The sequence below is a fragment of the Devosia riboflavina genome, assembly GCF_000743575.1.
Classification (GTDB): domain Bacteria; phylum Pseudomonadota; class Alphaproteobacteria; order Rhizobiales; family Devosiaceae; genus Devosia; species Devosia riboflavina.
This window is the reverse complement of record NZ_JQGC01000004.1, coordinates 32,064-45,538: the sequence shown is the minus strand read 5'-3', so window position 1 is coordinate 45,538 and position 13,475 is coordinate 32,064. Positions and strand designations below refer to the sequence as shown.

Genomic DNA, 13,475 nt, shown 5'->3' with positions numbered 1-13,475 from the left:
GCAAAAAGGGTCTCCTATTGGAGACCTCTTTCATGAATACGATCCGCCACGATTTTCGTTCCGATACGGTGACGCGGCCGAGCGCCGGCATGCGCGCGGCCATGGCTGCGGCCGAGGTGGGCGACGATGTGTTTGGCGATGATCCCACGGTCAATCTGCTGGAGCAGAGGATGGCCGGGCTTCTCAAGAAAGAAGCGGCGATCTTTGTGCCGTCGGGGACGCAGTCTAATCTTCTCGCATTGATGAGCCATTGCGGGCGCGGGGATGAGTTCATCGCCGGGCAGAATGCGCATTGCTACAAGTATGAGGGCGGTGGCGCCGCCGTGCTGGGCTCTATCCAGCCGCAACCGATTGCGCATCGGGCCGATGGGACGATGGATCCCAAGGAGATCGAAGGCGCGATCAAGAAGGGCGACAGCCACTTTGCGACGACGCGGGTGATCGCGCTCGAGAACACCTTTGGCGGACGGGTGCTGCCGGTTGAGTATATGCTTGAGGTGGCAGGGATTGCCCGGAAGCATGGGCTGGGCCTGCACCTCGATGGGGCGCGGGCGTTCAATGCCACGGTGCAACTGGGCATGGATATTGCCGAGTTCGTTGCGCCGTTCGATAGCGTTTCGATCTGTCTTTCCAAGGGGTTGGGGGCGCCCGTTGGATCGGTGCTGGTCGGGCGTGCGGACCTGATCGAGACGGCGCGGCGCAATCGCAAGATGCTGGGCGGCGGTATGCGGCAGGCGGGAATTCTTGCGGCTGCAGGGCTTTATGCGATCGAGAATAATGTAGCGCGGCTGGCAGAGGACCATCAGCGGGCCAAGCGGCTTGCCGAGGGGCTGGCGCAGCACAAGGCGCTGAAGGTGGTGATGCCCGATACCAATATTCTCTGGATCGAGGCGGAGGCAGAGCTTGGGGATCGGCTGAGCCTTTATCTCGGCGAGCATGGGGTCGGGATCACCGGGCGCTATGGGCAGCAGCGGTGGGTGACGCATCTCGATGTCACGGACGAGGATGTCGATGGCGCGCTGGGGCTGGTCGACAAGTTCTTCGCGAATTGAGGTGAAGCGCCCGGGGAGACCCGGGCGCTTCGTTTTTCAGCCTTTTTGCCAGAAGGCGTGGAGGCCTTTTATGTCGGCGGAGGTGAGGAGGGGCATGGCGGTTGAGAGCCGGTCCACGGGCCAATCCCACCACTGCATTTCTAGGAGTAGGGCGATGTCCTCATCGGCAAAGCGCTTGCGGATGGGCTTTGCCGGGTTGCCGCCGACGATGGTGTAGGGCTCGACATCCTTGGTCACCAAGGCGCGGGTACCAAGGACGGCGCCGTGGCCGACATTGATCCCGGGCATGATGATGGCTTCCGAGCCGATCCAGACGTCGTTGCCGATGACGGTGTCGCCGGCTGGCTGGAAGGCATTGCCGGCACCAGCAAATTCCGGCGCTTCGGGGACGAAGGCGAAGGGGAATGTGCTGACCCAGTCGTTCCGGTGACCCTGATTGCCGGCCATGATGAAGGCGGCGCCGGAGCCGATGGAGCAGAAAGCGCCGATGACGAGGCGATCGACGCCCGGTTCGGTCATCAGGTAGCGGGCGCAGTCATCAAAGCTGTGGCCATGATAGTAGCCGGAATAATAGCTGTAGCGGCCGACGACGATGTTGGGATTGGTGACCTGACGGTCGAGCGGAATGCCCAGGAACGGGCTTTCGAAATAGTTGGACATGATTGATCCATGAAGGTGCGGCCTCCTAGGAGGGCGCGGAGTGTTGCAGACTGATTGGGGAACCAGCGGGCGCGCAGCATCAGGCGCCGGCGTGGGGCCGGTTTGAAAGGCGTTCCCTCGGCGCGTGTCAGGCGCGCAGGAACGCTATGGAGCTGCTTCGGTCTGCCAACTTCATGGTGATGCTTCTATAGGCGGGTGTGGCTGCAGGCACAACTGGATTGACAAGCGCGGCGGCGCGGCGGAAGCTGCTGCTGTGACAAGGGTTTTTCTCTGAGCAAGAGCTGATCGCTGACCGACCTGTGGGCGGGGCGATGTTTTGCATCCAAAAATTCAGAGAAATCGAAATGACCAAAATTGCAGTTTCTGGTGCCAGCGGAAAGCTGGGCCAGCTTGTCGTCGCAACGCTGCTGGAGCGGGGCGTGCGCGATGTCGTGGCGCTGAGCCGGAGTCCGGAGCGGATTGTCGGGGATAGGCGCTTGGAGAAGCGCTTCGCGGATTTTGATGAGCCGCAATCGCTGGAGGTGGCACTGGCAGATGTATCGCGACTGGTGTTGATCAGTACCGATGCGCTGGGGGCGGACGGGCGGCGGGTGCGGCAGCATCGGGCAGCCATCGAGGCGGCGGAGCGGGCTGGGGTGGAGCATGTCGTCTATACGTCGATGCTCCATGCCGGTGTTTCGCCGCTCAAGATGATGGTGGCGGATCATTGGGCGACGGAGCTGGTGCTGGCCGAAAGTGGTCTGGGTCACACGGTGTTGCGGCATGCGTTTTATGATGATCTTGCCAAGGGCATTCTGGCGCGGGCTGCGTCCGGCGTGTTTCCGCATGCGGCGGGCGCGGGCAGGGTGGCCTATGTGTCGCGACGGCAGTGTGCCCTGGCGGCGGCGATTGCCGTGTCGGATGGATTTGTCGGGCGCAGGCGCTTCGACATTACCGGGCCGGAGGCGCTAGGCATGGATGAGCTGGCCGAACTGGCCGGCCGGCAGCGGGGAAGTGACTATCGTGCCGAGGCGATGTCGAGAGAGGAACTCGTCGCGCGGCTGGTTTCGGGCGGCATGCCGGAGATGCAGGCGCAGGTGATGGCGATGATCGATGTGGGGATCGCTGCGGGAGCCATGGAGCCGGCTTCGGGGGATCTCTCGACGTTGACCGGAATACAGGCCTTGCCTCTGGAGCTCTAGGGCAAAAGAAAAAGGCCGCGGGAAACCGCGGCCTTTTGTTTGTGCGGGCGTAGGGATTACGCCGCGAAATATTCCTGCAGGGCGCGGACCTGGAGGCCGCCCTGACGGAGAGCCACGATGCCTTCAACGGCGGCGAGGGCGCCGTCGATGGTCGTGTAGTAAGGGATCTTGGCGAGCAGCGCGGTGCGGCGGATGTCGCGGCTGTCGGAAATCGACTTGAGGCCGTCCGTGGTGTTGATCACGAGCTGCACGCCGCCGTTCTTCATCGAGTCAACGATATGCGGACGGCCTTCGAGCACCTTGTTGATCTTGGTCGCGGGGACGTTGTTATCAACGAGGTAGCGCTGGGTGCCGCCGGTGGCGAGGATTTCGAAGCCGGCTTCGACGAGATGGCGGGCCATGTCGACGATGTACTGCTTGTCGTCGTCGCGGACCGAGATGAAGGCCTTGCCCGAGGTTGGGACCTTCTGGCCGGCGCCCATCTGGGACTTGGCGAAGGCGATGGCGAAATCGAGGTCGAGGCCGATGACTTCGCCGGTCGACTTCATTTCAGGGCCGAGAACCGTGTCGACGCCGGGGAAGCGGTTGAACGGGAAGACGGCTTCCTTGACGGCGATGTGCTTGAGCTTCTTTTCGACGAGATTGAAGCTGGCAAGGCTTTCGCCGGCCATGACGCGCGAGGCGATCTTGGCGATGGGTTCGCCGATGACCTTGGCCACGAAGGGCACCGTGCGCGAGGCGCGCGGATTGACTTCGATGAGGTAGATCGTGTCGTCCTTATAGGCGAACTGTACATTCATCAGGCCGCCGACCTTGAGGGCGAAAGCGAGTTCGGTGGTCTGGCGCTTGAGTTCGGCGATGACCTCGGGCGAGAGGCTGCGCGGGGGCAGGGAGCAGGCGCTATCGCCGGAGTGAATGCCGGCTTCTTCGATGTGTTCCATGATGCCGGCGACGAAGACGGTTTCGCCATCGCAGAGGGCGTCGACGTCGATTTCGATGGCGCCGGAGAGATAGGCGTCGAAGAGTAGCGGGTTGTCGGAGAGGACCGAGTTGATCTGGCCGGTCTTGTCGTTGGGGTAGCGCTGGAGAATGTCGGGCGGGACGAGGCCCGTAAGAGTGTCCTGAACGTAGCGCTCGAATTCGGCCGCCGAATGGACGATGGCCATGGCGCGGCCGCCGAGCACGTAGGACGGGCGGATGACCAGCGGATAGCCCAGGCGCTCGGCAACAAGACGAGCCTGTTCAAGGCTGTAGGCGATTCCGTTCTTGGGTTGAGTCAGCTCCAGCTTGTTGAGGAGCTTCATGAACAGGTCGCGGTCTTCAGCCAGGTCAATGGCGTCGGGCTGGGTGCCGAGGATCGGCACGCCGGCCTTCTGCACGGCTTCGGCGAGGTTGAGCGGGGTCTGGCCGCCGAACTGCACGATGACGCCGTGAAGGGTGCCGTTCTGCTTTTCGCGGAGCAGGATTTCGATAACGTCTTCCTCGGTCAGCGGCTCGAAATAGAGACGATCGGAGGTGTCGTAGTCGGTCGACACGGTTTCGGGGTTGCAATTGACCATGATGGTTTCGTAGCCGGCATCGGCCAGCGCGAAGGCTGCATGGCAGCAGCAATAGTCGAACTCGATGCCCTGGCCGATACGGTTGGGGCCGCCGCCGAGGATCACGACCTTCTTGCGGTCGGACGGGCGGGATTCGTCAGCGACCGCGCCGGCGAACGGCGTTTCGTAGGTCGAGTACATGTAGGCGGTCGGCGACGCGAATTCGGCAGCCGAGGTGTCGATGCGCTTATAGGCAGGGCGCACTTCGAGGCTGTGGCGGAGCTTGCGGACGTCCGAGGTCTTAACGCCAGCGAGCTGGGCGAGACGGGCGTCGGAGAAGCCCATGCCCTTGAGCTGGCGCAGCGAGGCAGCTTCCTGTGGGAGGCCGAACTGCTTGACCTTGGCTTCCATGTCGACGATGCCGCGCATCTGCTCGAGGAACCACGGGTCGATCTTGCAGGCTTCAAAAATGTCTTCGTTGGAGAGGCCGAGGCGCATGGCTTCGGCGACGTGCAGAAGACGGTTGGGCGTCGGCGTGCCGAGAGCTGCCTTGATGGCGTTCTTGTCTTCGCCTTCGCCGAGGCCGGGAATGCCGATCTCGTTGAGGCCGGTCAGGCCGGTTTCGAGCGAGCGCAGGGCTTTTTGCAGCGATTCCTGGAAGGTGCGGCCGATGGCCATGGCTTCGCCGACCGACTTCATGGAAGTGGTCAGGCGGTTGTCGGCGCCCGGGAACTTTTCGAAGGCAAAGCGCGGAATCTTGGTGACCACGTAGTCGATGGTCGGCTCGAACGAAGCCGGGGTGGCGCCGCCGGTGATGTCGTTTTCGAGTTCATCGAGCGTGTAGCCGACGGCGAGGCGGGCAGCGACCTTGGCGATCGGGAAGCCGGTGGCCTTGGAGGCCAGAGCTGAGGAGCGCGACACGCGCGGGTTCATTTCGATGACGACCATGCGGCCGTCCTTGGGATTGATGCCGAACTGGACGTTGGAGCCGCCGGTTTCGACGCCGATCTCGCGCAGGACCGCCAGCGAGGCATCGCGCATGATCTGGTATTCCTTGTCGGTCAGGGTCAGGGCCGGGGCAACGGTGATGGAGTCGCCGGTGTGCACGCCCATGGGATCGATGTTTTCGATCGAGCAGATGATGATGCAGTTGTCCTTCTTATCGCGGACAACCTCCATCTCGTATTCCTTCCAGCCGAGGACGGATTCTTCGACGAGGACTTCGTTAGTGGGGGAGGCGTCCACACCGCTCTCGACGATAGCGAGGTATTCTTCGCGGTTGTAGGCAATGCCGCCGCCGGTGCCGCCGAGGGTGAAGCTGGGGCGGATGATGCAGGGGAGGCCGATGACCTCGAGCGCCTGCAGGGCTTCGATTGTGTTGTGCGCGAGCATGGAGCGTGGGGTGTCGAGCCCGATCTTCTTCATGGCGTCGCGGAAGAGTTCGCGGTCTTCGGCCTTGTCGATGGCTTCCGCGGTCGCGCCGATCATTTCGACGTTGTACTTGTCGAGGATACCCATCTTGCGCAGGGACAGGGCGCAGTTGAGCGCGGTCTGGCCGCCCATGGTGGGGAGGAGCGCGTCCGGGCGTTCCTTCTCGATGATCTTTGCGACGACTTCTGGAGTGATCGGCTCCATGTAGGTGGCGTCAGCCAGGTCCGGGTCGGTCATGATCGTCGCCGGATTGGAGTTCACCAGAATGATCCGGTAGCCCTCTTCCTTCAGCGCCTTGCAGGCCTGGGTGCCGGAATAGTCGAACTCGCAAGCCTGCCCGATGATGATGGGGCCCGCGCCGATGATCAGGATCGATTTGATGTCGGTACGTTTTGGCATTCGGGGCTCGCTCTAGCTGACTAACCGTAGGAAGCGGGCGAGGAGAATCGCCCGGACGCACCTGTCCGCGCGAAACCCGCGCTGCAACTGAGCGCTGCGGCACGGGGGAAAAGACCGAACATGGTGGTTAGGTGGGCTGTCTAACCGAAGAGTCGCGCGAAGGGAAGGGGGGCGAGGCGCATAACAGTGGCCATCCCCGTGCCTACTCAGCCGGGCAGCGAAATGGAAGGAAGGTGCTGGCAGCGCCTTCGTTCATCATCACCAGGGTAATCAGGTCGGCGATGTCCCGCTCCTGATTGGATCGCGGGCAGATGGCAATCTGTTCGGTGCAACCCGATGCGATGAAATTTTCGTTTGTCGCGAGGAAGTTGTAGTTGATGTCGTCCGAGCCAATGCTGTCGAGCGCGCGGGCCCAGGCATCGATGTAGAGCGCACATTTTTGCTGTTGCCACGCGGATGGTTCTTCCGCTGCGACTGGAGAGACCAGGAATAGCGTCGCGGTGAGGGCAAGGCCACGCATCACCATTCTCCGGCGGGTGCGGCGCATTCTGCGGAGCTGGTTGCGTCCGATCGCTCGAGGCAAGCGCATTGGCTTTCGAAACGCGCAGCTTCCTCCTTGGTCAATTTTCTCCCTGAGACCAGAAGCTCCAGTTGGGATCGGCAGAGTTTTGCCTCGACTGACGAGGCGGGTGCTGGCTGTGCCTGAACAGTCGTGGACGCGACAAGCAAAGCGGAAAGGATGAGGAAGGCGACGCGCATGGGAGTTCCGTGAAGAGGTGAACCCGGTTCTGCGCAAGGAATGCGAAATTTGAATGGCAGGCACTGGGGTGCCGATATGCCGAAGCCGTTGACAGGATTGGCCGACAGGCGCATGGAGCGAGGCGTGACGTGTGTTTTCACCGTTCAAAGAGAAAGATCATGAACCCCGACAGTCGAAGTCGAATTCGACCCTGTTTGACGGCCTGACGATCTGACTGAGGTCAGCTCCGGTGGGCCGATAGCCTACATATAGGAGCTGCCATGCTGCGCATTTACACGCGTACTGAAGACAAGCTTGTGCCGTTCGATGCTGAAAAGAGCACCGGACTGCCAATTTGGCTCGACCTTATTTCGCCCAATGATGAGGACGTTTCGCGGGTCGAAGGCCTGCTTGGCGTCGATGTGCCAAGCCGAGCCGAAATGGAAGAGATCGAGCTGTCTGCCCGGCTTTACGCCGAGGCGGGCGCCACTTTCATGACGCTGACCGGGCTTGCCAATCTCGATACTGAAGCACCGATCAAGACGCCCATCACCTTCATCCTCAAGGGCAATACGCTCGTTACCGTGCGGTATTCCGAGCCCAAGCCATTCCTTGCCTATACGAACCGCGCGCAGAAGCCGAATGGCTCGCCGCACTGCTCGGGCGAGGAAATCATGTTGGGGTTGATCGAGGCGATGATCGACCGGACGGCCGATGCGCTGGAACGGCTCGGCAATGAGACGGACGTGCTTTCGCGCAGCGTCTTCATGACGGCGCAGGCCAAGACCAAGGCCAGCACCAAGACGCACGATCTTGAAAACGTCATTTCCCTCATCGGGTTAAAGGCCGAATTGCTGACGATGATTCAGGAAAGCCTGGTCAGCGTCTCGCGGCTGGTTGCCTATTATGCGGCGACGGAAGACACGAGCGACGACAAGGAAAGCAAGCATCTGGTGCGGCTGATCCAGCGCGATGCGAACTCGCTGGGCGAGCATGCGCGGGCGCTGTCGGCGCGTCTTGGATTCTTGCTCGATGCGACGCTGGGGGCGATCAATCTGGAGCAGAACCAGATCATCAAGATCTTTTCGGTGGCTGCAGTAGTGTTCCTGCCGCCGACGCTGGTCGCCTCGATCTATGGGATGAACTACGACTTCATGCCGGAATTGCAGTGGAGCTTTGGCTATCCCTTTGCGCTGGGGCTGATGGTGCTCTCGGCGGCCGTGCCTTTCCTCTATTTCAAGCGCAAGGGCTGGCTCTAGGCCACAGAGCTAGACGCCGAGGCGATTGCCTCGGCGTGCGAGGCCAATGAGTTTGTCGAGCGCCAGGCCTATGACGATGGCGAAGACGACCGCCAGGATCATGCCGAGCAGGGGATTGCCGGCGAACCAGCGACCGGCGAGATAGCCCATGGCCACATTGTAGGTGGCCCAGAGTGCGCTCGCGAGCATGCAGAGCGGGGCGAAGCGGCGATAGGGATAGGAGACTGTCCCTGCCGTGAGATTAACCGCAAGGCGGGCCCAGGGAATGAAGCGGGCGACAAGCACCAGCATGGCGGGGCGAGTTTGCAGGCTCTTTTCCGCCCAGCCAAGCAGGTGCGTCAGCGGGGCCACGCGCAGGTTTTCGACGCGCTGACGACCGAGAAGGCTGCCGATCAGGTAGGTGGCGTTGTCGGCGATGATGGCGCCGAGGGTGGCAATCAGCAGCAATGGCAGCAGATGCGGAGCTTCACTTGAAGCGGCGAGGGCCGCCAGGGCGACGATGACGGCTTCGCTGGGAAAGAGCGGGAAGAAGCCGTCGAGGATCACCAATGCCAGGGCGATCAGGTAAATCCAGGGCGACGCGGCAAGCGGCAGGATGATGTCGTGCAGGAAGTCCATGCGGGCTTCTAGCGTGGCTGGGGCACGGCTGTGTGACGGCGGGAAATCGCCATCGCCGCCAAATGGCCTCAGAACAGCCCACAGGAGGCCTTGTTGCTCGCCTCACATCGGCGTGATCGCTCAAGCGATCGGCTTAAAGCAAAGAGGTTGAAATGAAGAATTTGCGCCTTGCCGCCCTTGCGGCCTTTACGGCCCTGGCCCTTGCAGCCTGTGGCGGCGATGCTCCTCCACCGGCTGATGCTCCGGCGGATACCAACACCACGACGCCGGCCGCTCCACCGCCGTCTTCCTAAGCGGATCGGCCCAAATTTGCCCCGGCTTCGGCCGGGGCTTTTGTTTGCCGGTCAGGCTGCCTGGGCATGGGAGGGACGATGCAGAACGCTGACTAGCGTTTCGACGCGATAGGGCTTTGGAAAGAAGAGGGCGCCGGCCGGAAGGTCGGCTGCGGTGGGGCGGACACCGCCGGAGACGACGATAATAGGCAGGTGCGGCAGGGTGCTGGCTGCAAGGCGTGCCAAGGCCAGGCCGTCGGGACCGGCGCCGAGTTCGATATCGGTGATGAGAGCATCGATGCTCGCGTCGAGGAGATGCGCTCCGGCGCCGGCATTGGTGGCTGGCAGGGGCGAATAGCCAAGGTCAGTCAGTAGATCACAGAGATCGAGCAGCAGGAGCGGGTTGTCTTCGACGACCAGTATCTTGGAAATGTGTGACATCGGCTTCCCCATTGGCGCAGGCACAAGGGGAAGAGATTTTCGGGCCGAATGTTGCATGCTCCCAGCGCATGGCTGGTTGCATGGTTAGCATTTTCCTAAAATTGCAGGCATTCAACGCTGGTCGGGCACTCAGAGTTGCGCGCGATAAAGCGCGACTCGAATGCCGCCGTGGAGAACGGGTAGCAAGGCGGGTTGGAATTTGAGGCCGGTCGCACCAGCCAGGTTCTTGTCGGCGGTGATGATGCCGACGCGCCAGCCCTTGAAGCGGGTCTTCAGCACCGTGCCGAGAGTGCGGTGCAGGGTGACGAGCGGGGCCTTGTCGCCGATACGGGTGCCGTAGGGCGGATTGAGGATGACGAGGCCTGGGGGGCCCGGGGGCGGTTCGAGATCTTCTATGGACTTCTGGTCGAACTGGGTGAGGGCGGAGACGCCAGAGCGGGCGGCGTTTTCGCCGGCCATGCGGATGGCGCCGGGGTCCTTGTCCGAGCCGCAGAATTTGAGGTCGGTGGTCTTGGGCGTGATAGCGCTGCGTAGGGATTGCCAGGCCCTGGCGTCGAAGGAGGGGAGGCTTTCGAAGCTAAAACTGCGTTCGCGGCCCGGGGGCAGGCCGAGGGCGATTTCGGCGGCTTCAATGACAAAAGTGCCGGAGCCGCACATGGGGTCGAGGACGGGTTCGGTGCCGGTATAGCCGCACTGGCGGAGGAACATGGCGGCCATGGTTTCGCGCATGGGCGCCTTGTTGACCGCTTCCTTGAAGCCGCGCTTGTGGAGCGACTCGCCCGTGGTGTCGATGCTGAGGGTGACGAGATCGTCCTCGATGCGGACCATGATGCGGAGAGCGGCGTCTTCGGCGATGGGGGCGCCGAATTCTTCGGCGATGGCCTTGGCAACACGCTGAGCGGCGGCACCATCGTGGTAGATGCGCGAGCGCTTGCAACTGGCTTCGACGCGGACCGGGACGGACTTGTCGAGGTAATCGCCCCAGGGGATTTTGCGCGAACGTTTATCGAGCTGCGCCAAATGCATGGCACGGAATTCGCCGATGCGGGCGAGGATGCGGGTGGCGCCGCGGAGGACGAGATTGGCGCGCCAGATGTCGGCCCAGGTGCCGGTGAAGGCGACGCCGCCATCGACGACGGTGGCGCCTGCAAAACCCTGTTCCAGGGCTTCGGCGCAAAGTGGGGCTTCGAGGCCCGGGGTCGAGACGAGAAAGATAGGAAAGCTGGCGGTCATGGGCCAGCACTAGCTGGGTCGGGAGGCGGGGGCAATGGTGTCGAGAGAAACCGCCTCCGGTGGTCGTCACCACCGGGCCGGTCCCGGTCGTCCCGGGCGCAGGCTAGATGGATTGCCGGGACGAGCCCGGCAATGACGACGGAGAGGAGAGATCGGGCAGCTAACCCTCAGTTATTGATCGACAGAATGCCCCATTTGGTTTCGCTGCAGCCGTCGTCGAGGCAGATATTGGTGATCCACATGGCGCCGTTGGCGAGGCCGACGCCTTCGCTCGTGACGATCAGGTCGTCGACGTCCTGCGAGCCGATGGCTTCGAGGGTTTCGGGCAGGATCAGGCTGTCGAAATTGTCGATGAAATCCTGTTCTTCGAGGATGTCGTAGGTCTCGCCATTGGCGTTGATGGTGAGGGGGTAGAAGGCGTAGCCGGTGATATCGGTCGGATTGAACATCGTGGCGTCCTGAACGCCCGAAAAGACTTCGAAGAATCCTTCGGCATCGCCGTGAATGGCTTCGATATTGGCGTAGACCTCTTCTTCGCTGGCCATTGCGGGGGTGATAACGGCCAGTGCGAGCAGGGCGGGCGCGGCGTAGCGCAACATGGGGGGTGGTTCTCCGGAGGGGCCGTCCGGGCGGCCTGCGTCGATTTTGAGCCAAATCGACGCAAGTACAAGACATCAGGCAAAATATACCCGCCGTTAAGTCTGGACCCGGCATTATGAGACCGCTGGAGAAGACAGGTTGGGTCTGCTCCCCCGCTTTTGTTTTCAGTATTGCGTCAGGTCGGGTTCGATGCGTCTCATTATCGGTATTGTCTTCGTGTTTGCCTGTGTGCTCGGCGGCTATGCAGCCATGGGCGGGCACGTCGAAGTTCTCTGGCAGCCGTTCGAATTCGTCATCATTCTGGGCGCGGCGATCGGCGCCTACATCATCGGCAATAGTGGCCGGGTGCTGAAATCGACCGTCGGCATCTTCGGCACGCTGTTCAAGGGCCCGCGCTACAACAAGGCGGCCTATGTGGAATTGCTGGGCCTGCAGTTCAGTCTCTACAAGCTGATCCAGGCCAAGGGCGTGCTGGCCATCGAAGCTCATATCGAAAACCCGCACGAATCCGAACTCTTCAACCGCTTCCCGACCTTCGCCAAGAACCACCATGCGGTGGAATTCCTCTGTGACTATCTGCGTATGGTCACCATGGGCACCAACAATGCCCATGAGATGGAAGCGTTGATGGACGAGGAGCTGGAAACCCATCACCAGGAGCAGGAACAGCTCGTGGGTGCCGTGCAAGCTCTCGCCGATGGTACGCCGGCTCTGGGCATCGTGGCCGCCGTGCTTGGGGTTATCAAGACCATGGGCGCTATCACCGAGCCGCCGGAAGTTCTCGGCCACCTCATCGGTGGTGCACTCGTGGGTACCTTCTTCGGCGTGTTCGTCGCCTACGGCTTCTTTGGCCCGATGGCTCAGTCGCTGCGCGGCATTTTTGAAGCCGAATCCAAGTATTTCCTCTCGATGAAGGTTGGCCTTCTCGCCCATATCAGCGGCCAGCCGCCGGTGATGGCCGTCGAGTTCGCCCGCAAGGCGCTGATGAGCGATGTGCGTCCGACCTTCAACGAAGTCGAAGAAGCCACCGCAGCTCTGCCGTCTGCCACCTAAGTTTCTACTTCTAGCGGGCCGCGCGATCTCCCCACGGATCGGGCGGCCCAAACGCTGCCAGGGGGCACGTCATGGCGAATTTCGAACAGCCGATCATCATCAAGAAGGTCAAGAAGGGTGGGCATGCCCATCATGGCGGCGCGTGGAAGATCGCTTATGCCGACTTCGTGACGGCCATGATGGCGTTCTTCCTGCTGATGTGGCTGATCAACATGACGACGGCCGAACAGAAGCAGGGGCTTGCCGACTATTTCTCGCCACCCTCGGTCAGTCTTTCGGACAGTGGCGCCGGTGGCGTCATGGGCGGGCAGGCCATGGACAATGCCGGCTCGAGCATGTCGGGTTCCGCTGCCGATATCACGGCGCAGGAGCCGGCGGCGGCGGCCGAGGCGGTAACAGGCGAAGCCGATCTTTCCGTTGGTGGCGATGCCCGCGACAATGGCAGCGAACAGGAAGCTTCGAGCGATTCCGAATTCAATCTCAAGGCGGTCGATGCGCAGGAGTTCCACTCCGCCGCGGCGAGCATCCGTCAGGCTTGGCAGTCGATGCCGGAGCTGACGCCCTTCATGGACAATCTGATTGTCGAGGAAACCGAAGAGGGCCTCGATATCCAGATCGTCGACCAGCAGGGCAAGCGCATGTTCCCCGAGGGTTCGAAATATCCGCTGGAGCCGACGCGCGCGGCGATTGCCGCCATGGCGCCCTATCTGCAGCAGCTCAATTCGCAGATGACGATTTCGGGCCATACGGCTGCCGGCGGCCGTTACGAGAATCCGCGCTATGGCGCTTGGGAGCTGTCGGCCGACCGCGCCAACGTGGTGCGCTCGACGCTGGGCGAATTCGGGGTTACCGACGACCGTATCAAGTCGGTGGCCGGGCGCGCCTCGGATGAACCCTTCTTCCCGAACGATCCCTATATGGCGGCCAATGAGCGCGTGAAGATCACCGTGCTGCGGACGGCGCCGCCGGTGCCGGTGGGCCTCAAGCCCTAAATACTGG

13 protein-coding genes are annotated in these 13,475 nt (G+C 62.1%); 6 read left to right on the top strand and 7 right to left on the bottom strand.

The genetic code is table 11. The annotated features are described in order from the left end of the window. Window positions 1–32 precede the first annotated feature (32 nt). A complete protein-coding gene (gene ltaE, locus JP75_RS05525) occupies window positions 33–1,052 on the top strand; it encodes a low-specificity L-threonine aldolase (protein WP_035080393.1) in 1,020 nt (339 codons plus the stop codon). Window positions 1,053–1,088: 36 nt separating this feature from the next. On the opposite strand, the gene catB is transcribed toward ltaE, so the two are convergent. Continuing rightward, window positions 1,089–1,712, bottom strand: coding sequence for a type B chloramphenicol O-acetyltransferase (catB, locus tag JP75_RS05520; RefSeq protein WP_035080390.1), 624 nt, complete (start codon window positions 1,710–1,712; stop codon window positions 1,089–1,091). Between the two features lie 344 nt (window positions 1,713–2,056). Between catB and JP75_RS05515 the strand changes: the two genes are divergently transcribed. Beyond that, on the top strand, window positions 2,057–2,893 hold the full coding sequence (locus tag JP75_RS05515; RefSeq protein WP_160194641.1) for an NAD(P)H-binding protein: 837 nt from the start codon (window positions 2,057–2,059) through the stop codon (window positions 2,891–2,893). A gap of 56 nt (window positions 2,894–2,949) precedes the next feature. Here the strand turns inward: JP75_RS05515 and carB are convergent, their stop codons facing one another. Both carB and JP75_RS05505 read right to left on the bottom strand, forming a co-directional pair. Next, the gene (carB, locus tag JP75_RS05510; protein ID WP_035080388.1) at window positions 2,950–6,261 is read right to left on the bottom strand and encodes a carbamoyl-phosphate synthase large subunit; all 3,312 of its coding nucleotides are present in this window, start codon (window positions 6,259–6,261) and stop codon (window positions 2,950–2,952) included. Window positions 6,262–6,463: 202 nt separating this feature from the next. Continuing rightward, entirely contained in the window at window positions 6,464–6,781 is a 318-nt protein-coding gene (locus tag JP75_RS05505; RefSeq protein WP_035080386.1) for a hypothetical protein, read from the bottom strand. Between the two features lie 500 nt (window positions 6,782–7,281). Between JP75_RS05505 and JP75_RS05500 the strand changes: the two genes are divergently transcribed. Then, entirely contained in the window at window positions 7,282–8,259 is a 978-nt protein-coding gene (locus JP75_RS05500) for a magnesium transporter CorA family protein (protein WP_035080384.1), read from the top strand. 9 nt (window positions 8,260–8,268) lie between these two features. On the opposite strand, the gene JP75_RS05495 is transcribed toward JP75_RS05500, so the two are convergent. Next, a complete protein-coding gene (locus JP75_RS05495) occupies window positions 8,269–8,877 on the bottom strand; it encodes a DedA family protein (RefSeq protein WP_035080382.1) in 609 nt (202 codons plus the stop codon). Between the two features lie 152 nt (window positions 8,878–9,029). On the opposite strand from JP75_RS05495, the gene JP75_RS26435 reads away from it, so the two are divergent. After that, window positions 9,030–9,170, top strand: a complete 141-nt coding sequence (locus tag JP75_RS26435; RefSeq protein ID WP_160194640.1) for a hypothetical protein — start codon at window positions 9,030–9,032, stop codon at window positions 9,168–9,170. Window positions 9,171–9,221: 51 nt separating this feature from the next. Here the strand turns inward: JP75_RS26435 and JP75_RS05490 are convergent, their stop codons facing one another. The 3 genes from JP75_RS05490 to JP75_RS05480 all read right to left on the bottom strand — a co-directional run bounded on the left by JP75_RS05490 (window position 9,222) and on the right by JP75_RS05480 (window position 11,422). Beyond that, window positions 9,222–9,590 (bottom strand): response regulator, encoded by a 369-nt coding sequence (locus JP75_RS05490; protein WP_051960391.1) that lies wholly within the window; start codon window positions 9,588–9,590, stop codon window positions 9,222–9,224. 129 nt (window positions 9,591–9,719) lie between these two features. Further along, a complete protein-coding gene (locus JP75_RS05485) occupies window positions 9,720–10,823 on the bottom strand; it encodes a THUMP domain-containing class I SAM-dependent RNA methyltransferase (RefSeq protein ID WP_035080378.1) in 1,104 nt (367 codons plus the stop codon). Between the two features lie 167 nt (window positions 10,824–10,990). After that, window positions 10,991–11,422, bottom strand: coding sequence for a hypothetical protein (locus JP75_RS05480; RefSeq protein WP_035080377.1), 432 nt, complete (start codon window positions 11,420–11,422; stop codon window positions 10,991–10,993). A 190-nt stretch (window positions 11,423–11,612) separates the two neighbouring features. Here JP75_RS05480 and motA point away from each other — a divergent pair, with 190 nt between their 5' ends. After that, complete coding sequence (gene motA / locus JP75_RS05475) at window positions 11,613–12,476, top strand: flagellar motor stator protein MotA (RefSeq protein ID WP_035080623.1); 864 nt, start codon at window positions 11,613–11,615, stop codon at window positions 12,474–12,476. Between the two features lie 71 nt (window positions 12,477–12,547). Next, on the top strand, window positions 12,548–13,468 hold the full coding sequence (locus tag JP75_RS05470) for a flagellar motor protein MotB (protein ID WP_035080375.1): 921 nt from the start codon (window positions 12,548–12,550) through the stop codon (window positions 13,466–13,468). The last annotated feature ends 7 nt before the right edge of the window (window positions 13,469–13,475 follow it).

Excerpts from the sequence above, each read along its gene's own strand:
- catB (WP_035080390.1), bottom strand. The coding sequence starts at position 1,712 with ATGTCCAACTATTTCGAAAGCCCGTTCCTGGGCATTCCGCTCGACCGT.
- JP75_RS05505 (WP_035080386.1), bottom strand. The coding sequence starts at position 6,781 with ATGCGTGGCCTTGCCCTCACCGCGACGCTATTCCTGGTCTCTCCAGTC.
- JP75_RS05490 (WP_051960391.1), bottom strand. The coding sequence starts at position 9,590 with ATGTCACACATTTCCAAGATACTGGTCGTCGAAGACAACCCGCTCCTG.
- JP75_RS05515 (WP_160194641.1), top strand. The coding sequence starts at position 2,057 with ATGACCAAAATTGCAGTTTCTGGTGCCAGCGGAAAGCTGGGCCAGCTT.
- ltaE (WP_035080393.1), top strand. The coding sequence starts at position 33 with ATGAATACGATCCGCCACGATTTTCGTTCCGATACGGTGACGCGGCCG.
- JP75_RS05480 (WP_035080377.1), bottom strand. The coding sequence starts at position 11,422 with ATGTTGCGCTACGCCGCGCCCGCCCTGCTCGCACTGGCCGTTATCACC.
- carB (WP_035080388.1), bottom strand. The coding sequence starts at position 6,261 with ATGCCAAAACGTACCGACATCAAATCGATCCTGATCATCGGCGCGGGC.
- JP75_RS26435 (WP_160194640.1), top strand. The coding sequence starts at position 9,030 with ATGAAGAATTTGCGCCTTGCCGCCCTTGCGGCCTTTACGGCCCTGGCC.
- JP75_RS05485 (WP_035080378.1), bottom strand. The coding sequence starts at position 10,823 with ATGACCGCCAGCTTTCCTATCTTTCTCGTCTCGACCCCGGGCCTCGAA.
- JP75_RS05495 (WP_035080382.1), bottom strand. The coding sequence starts at position 8,877 with ATGGACTTCCTGCACGACATCATCCTGCCGCTTGCCGCGTCGCCCTGG.
- JP75_RS05470 (WP_035080375.1), top strand. The coding sequence starts at position 12,548 with ATGGCGAATTTCGAACAGCCGATCATCATCAAGAAGGTCAAGAAGGGT.
- JP75_RS05500 (WP_035080384.1), top strand. The coding sequence starts at position 7,282 with ATGCTGCGCATTTACACGCGTACTGAAGACAAGCTTGTGCCGTTCGAT.
- motA (WP_035080623.1), top strand. The coding sequence starts at position 11,613 with ATGCGTCTCATTATCGGTATTGTCTTCGTGTTTGCCTGTGTGCTCGGC.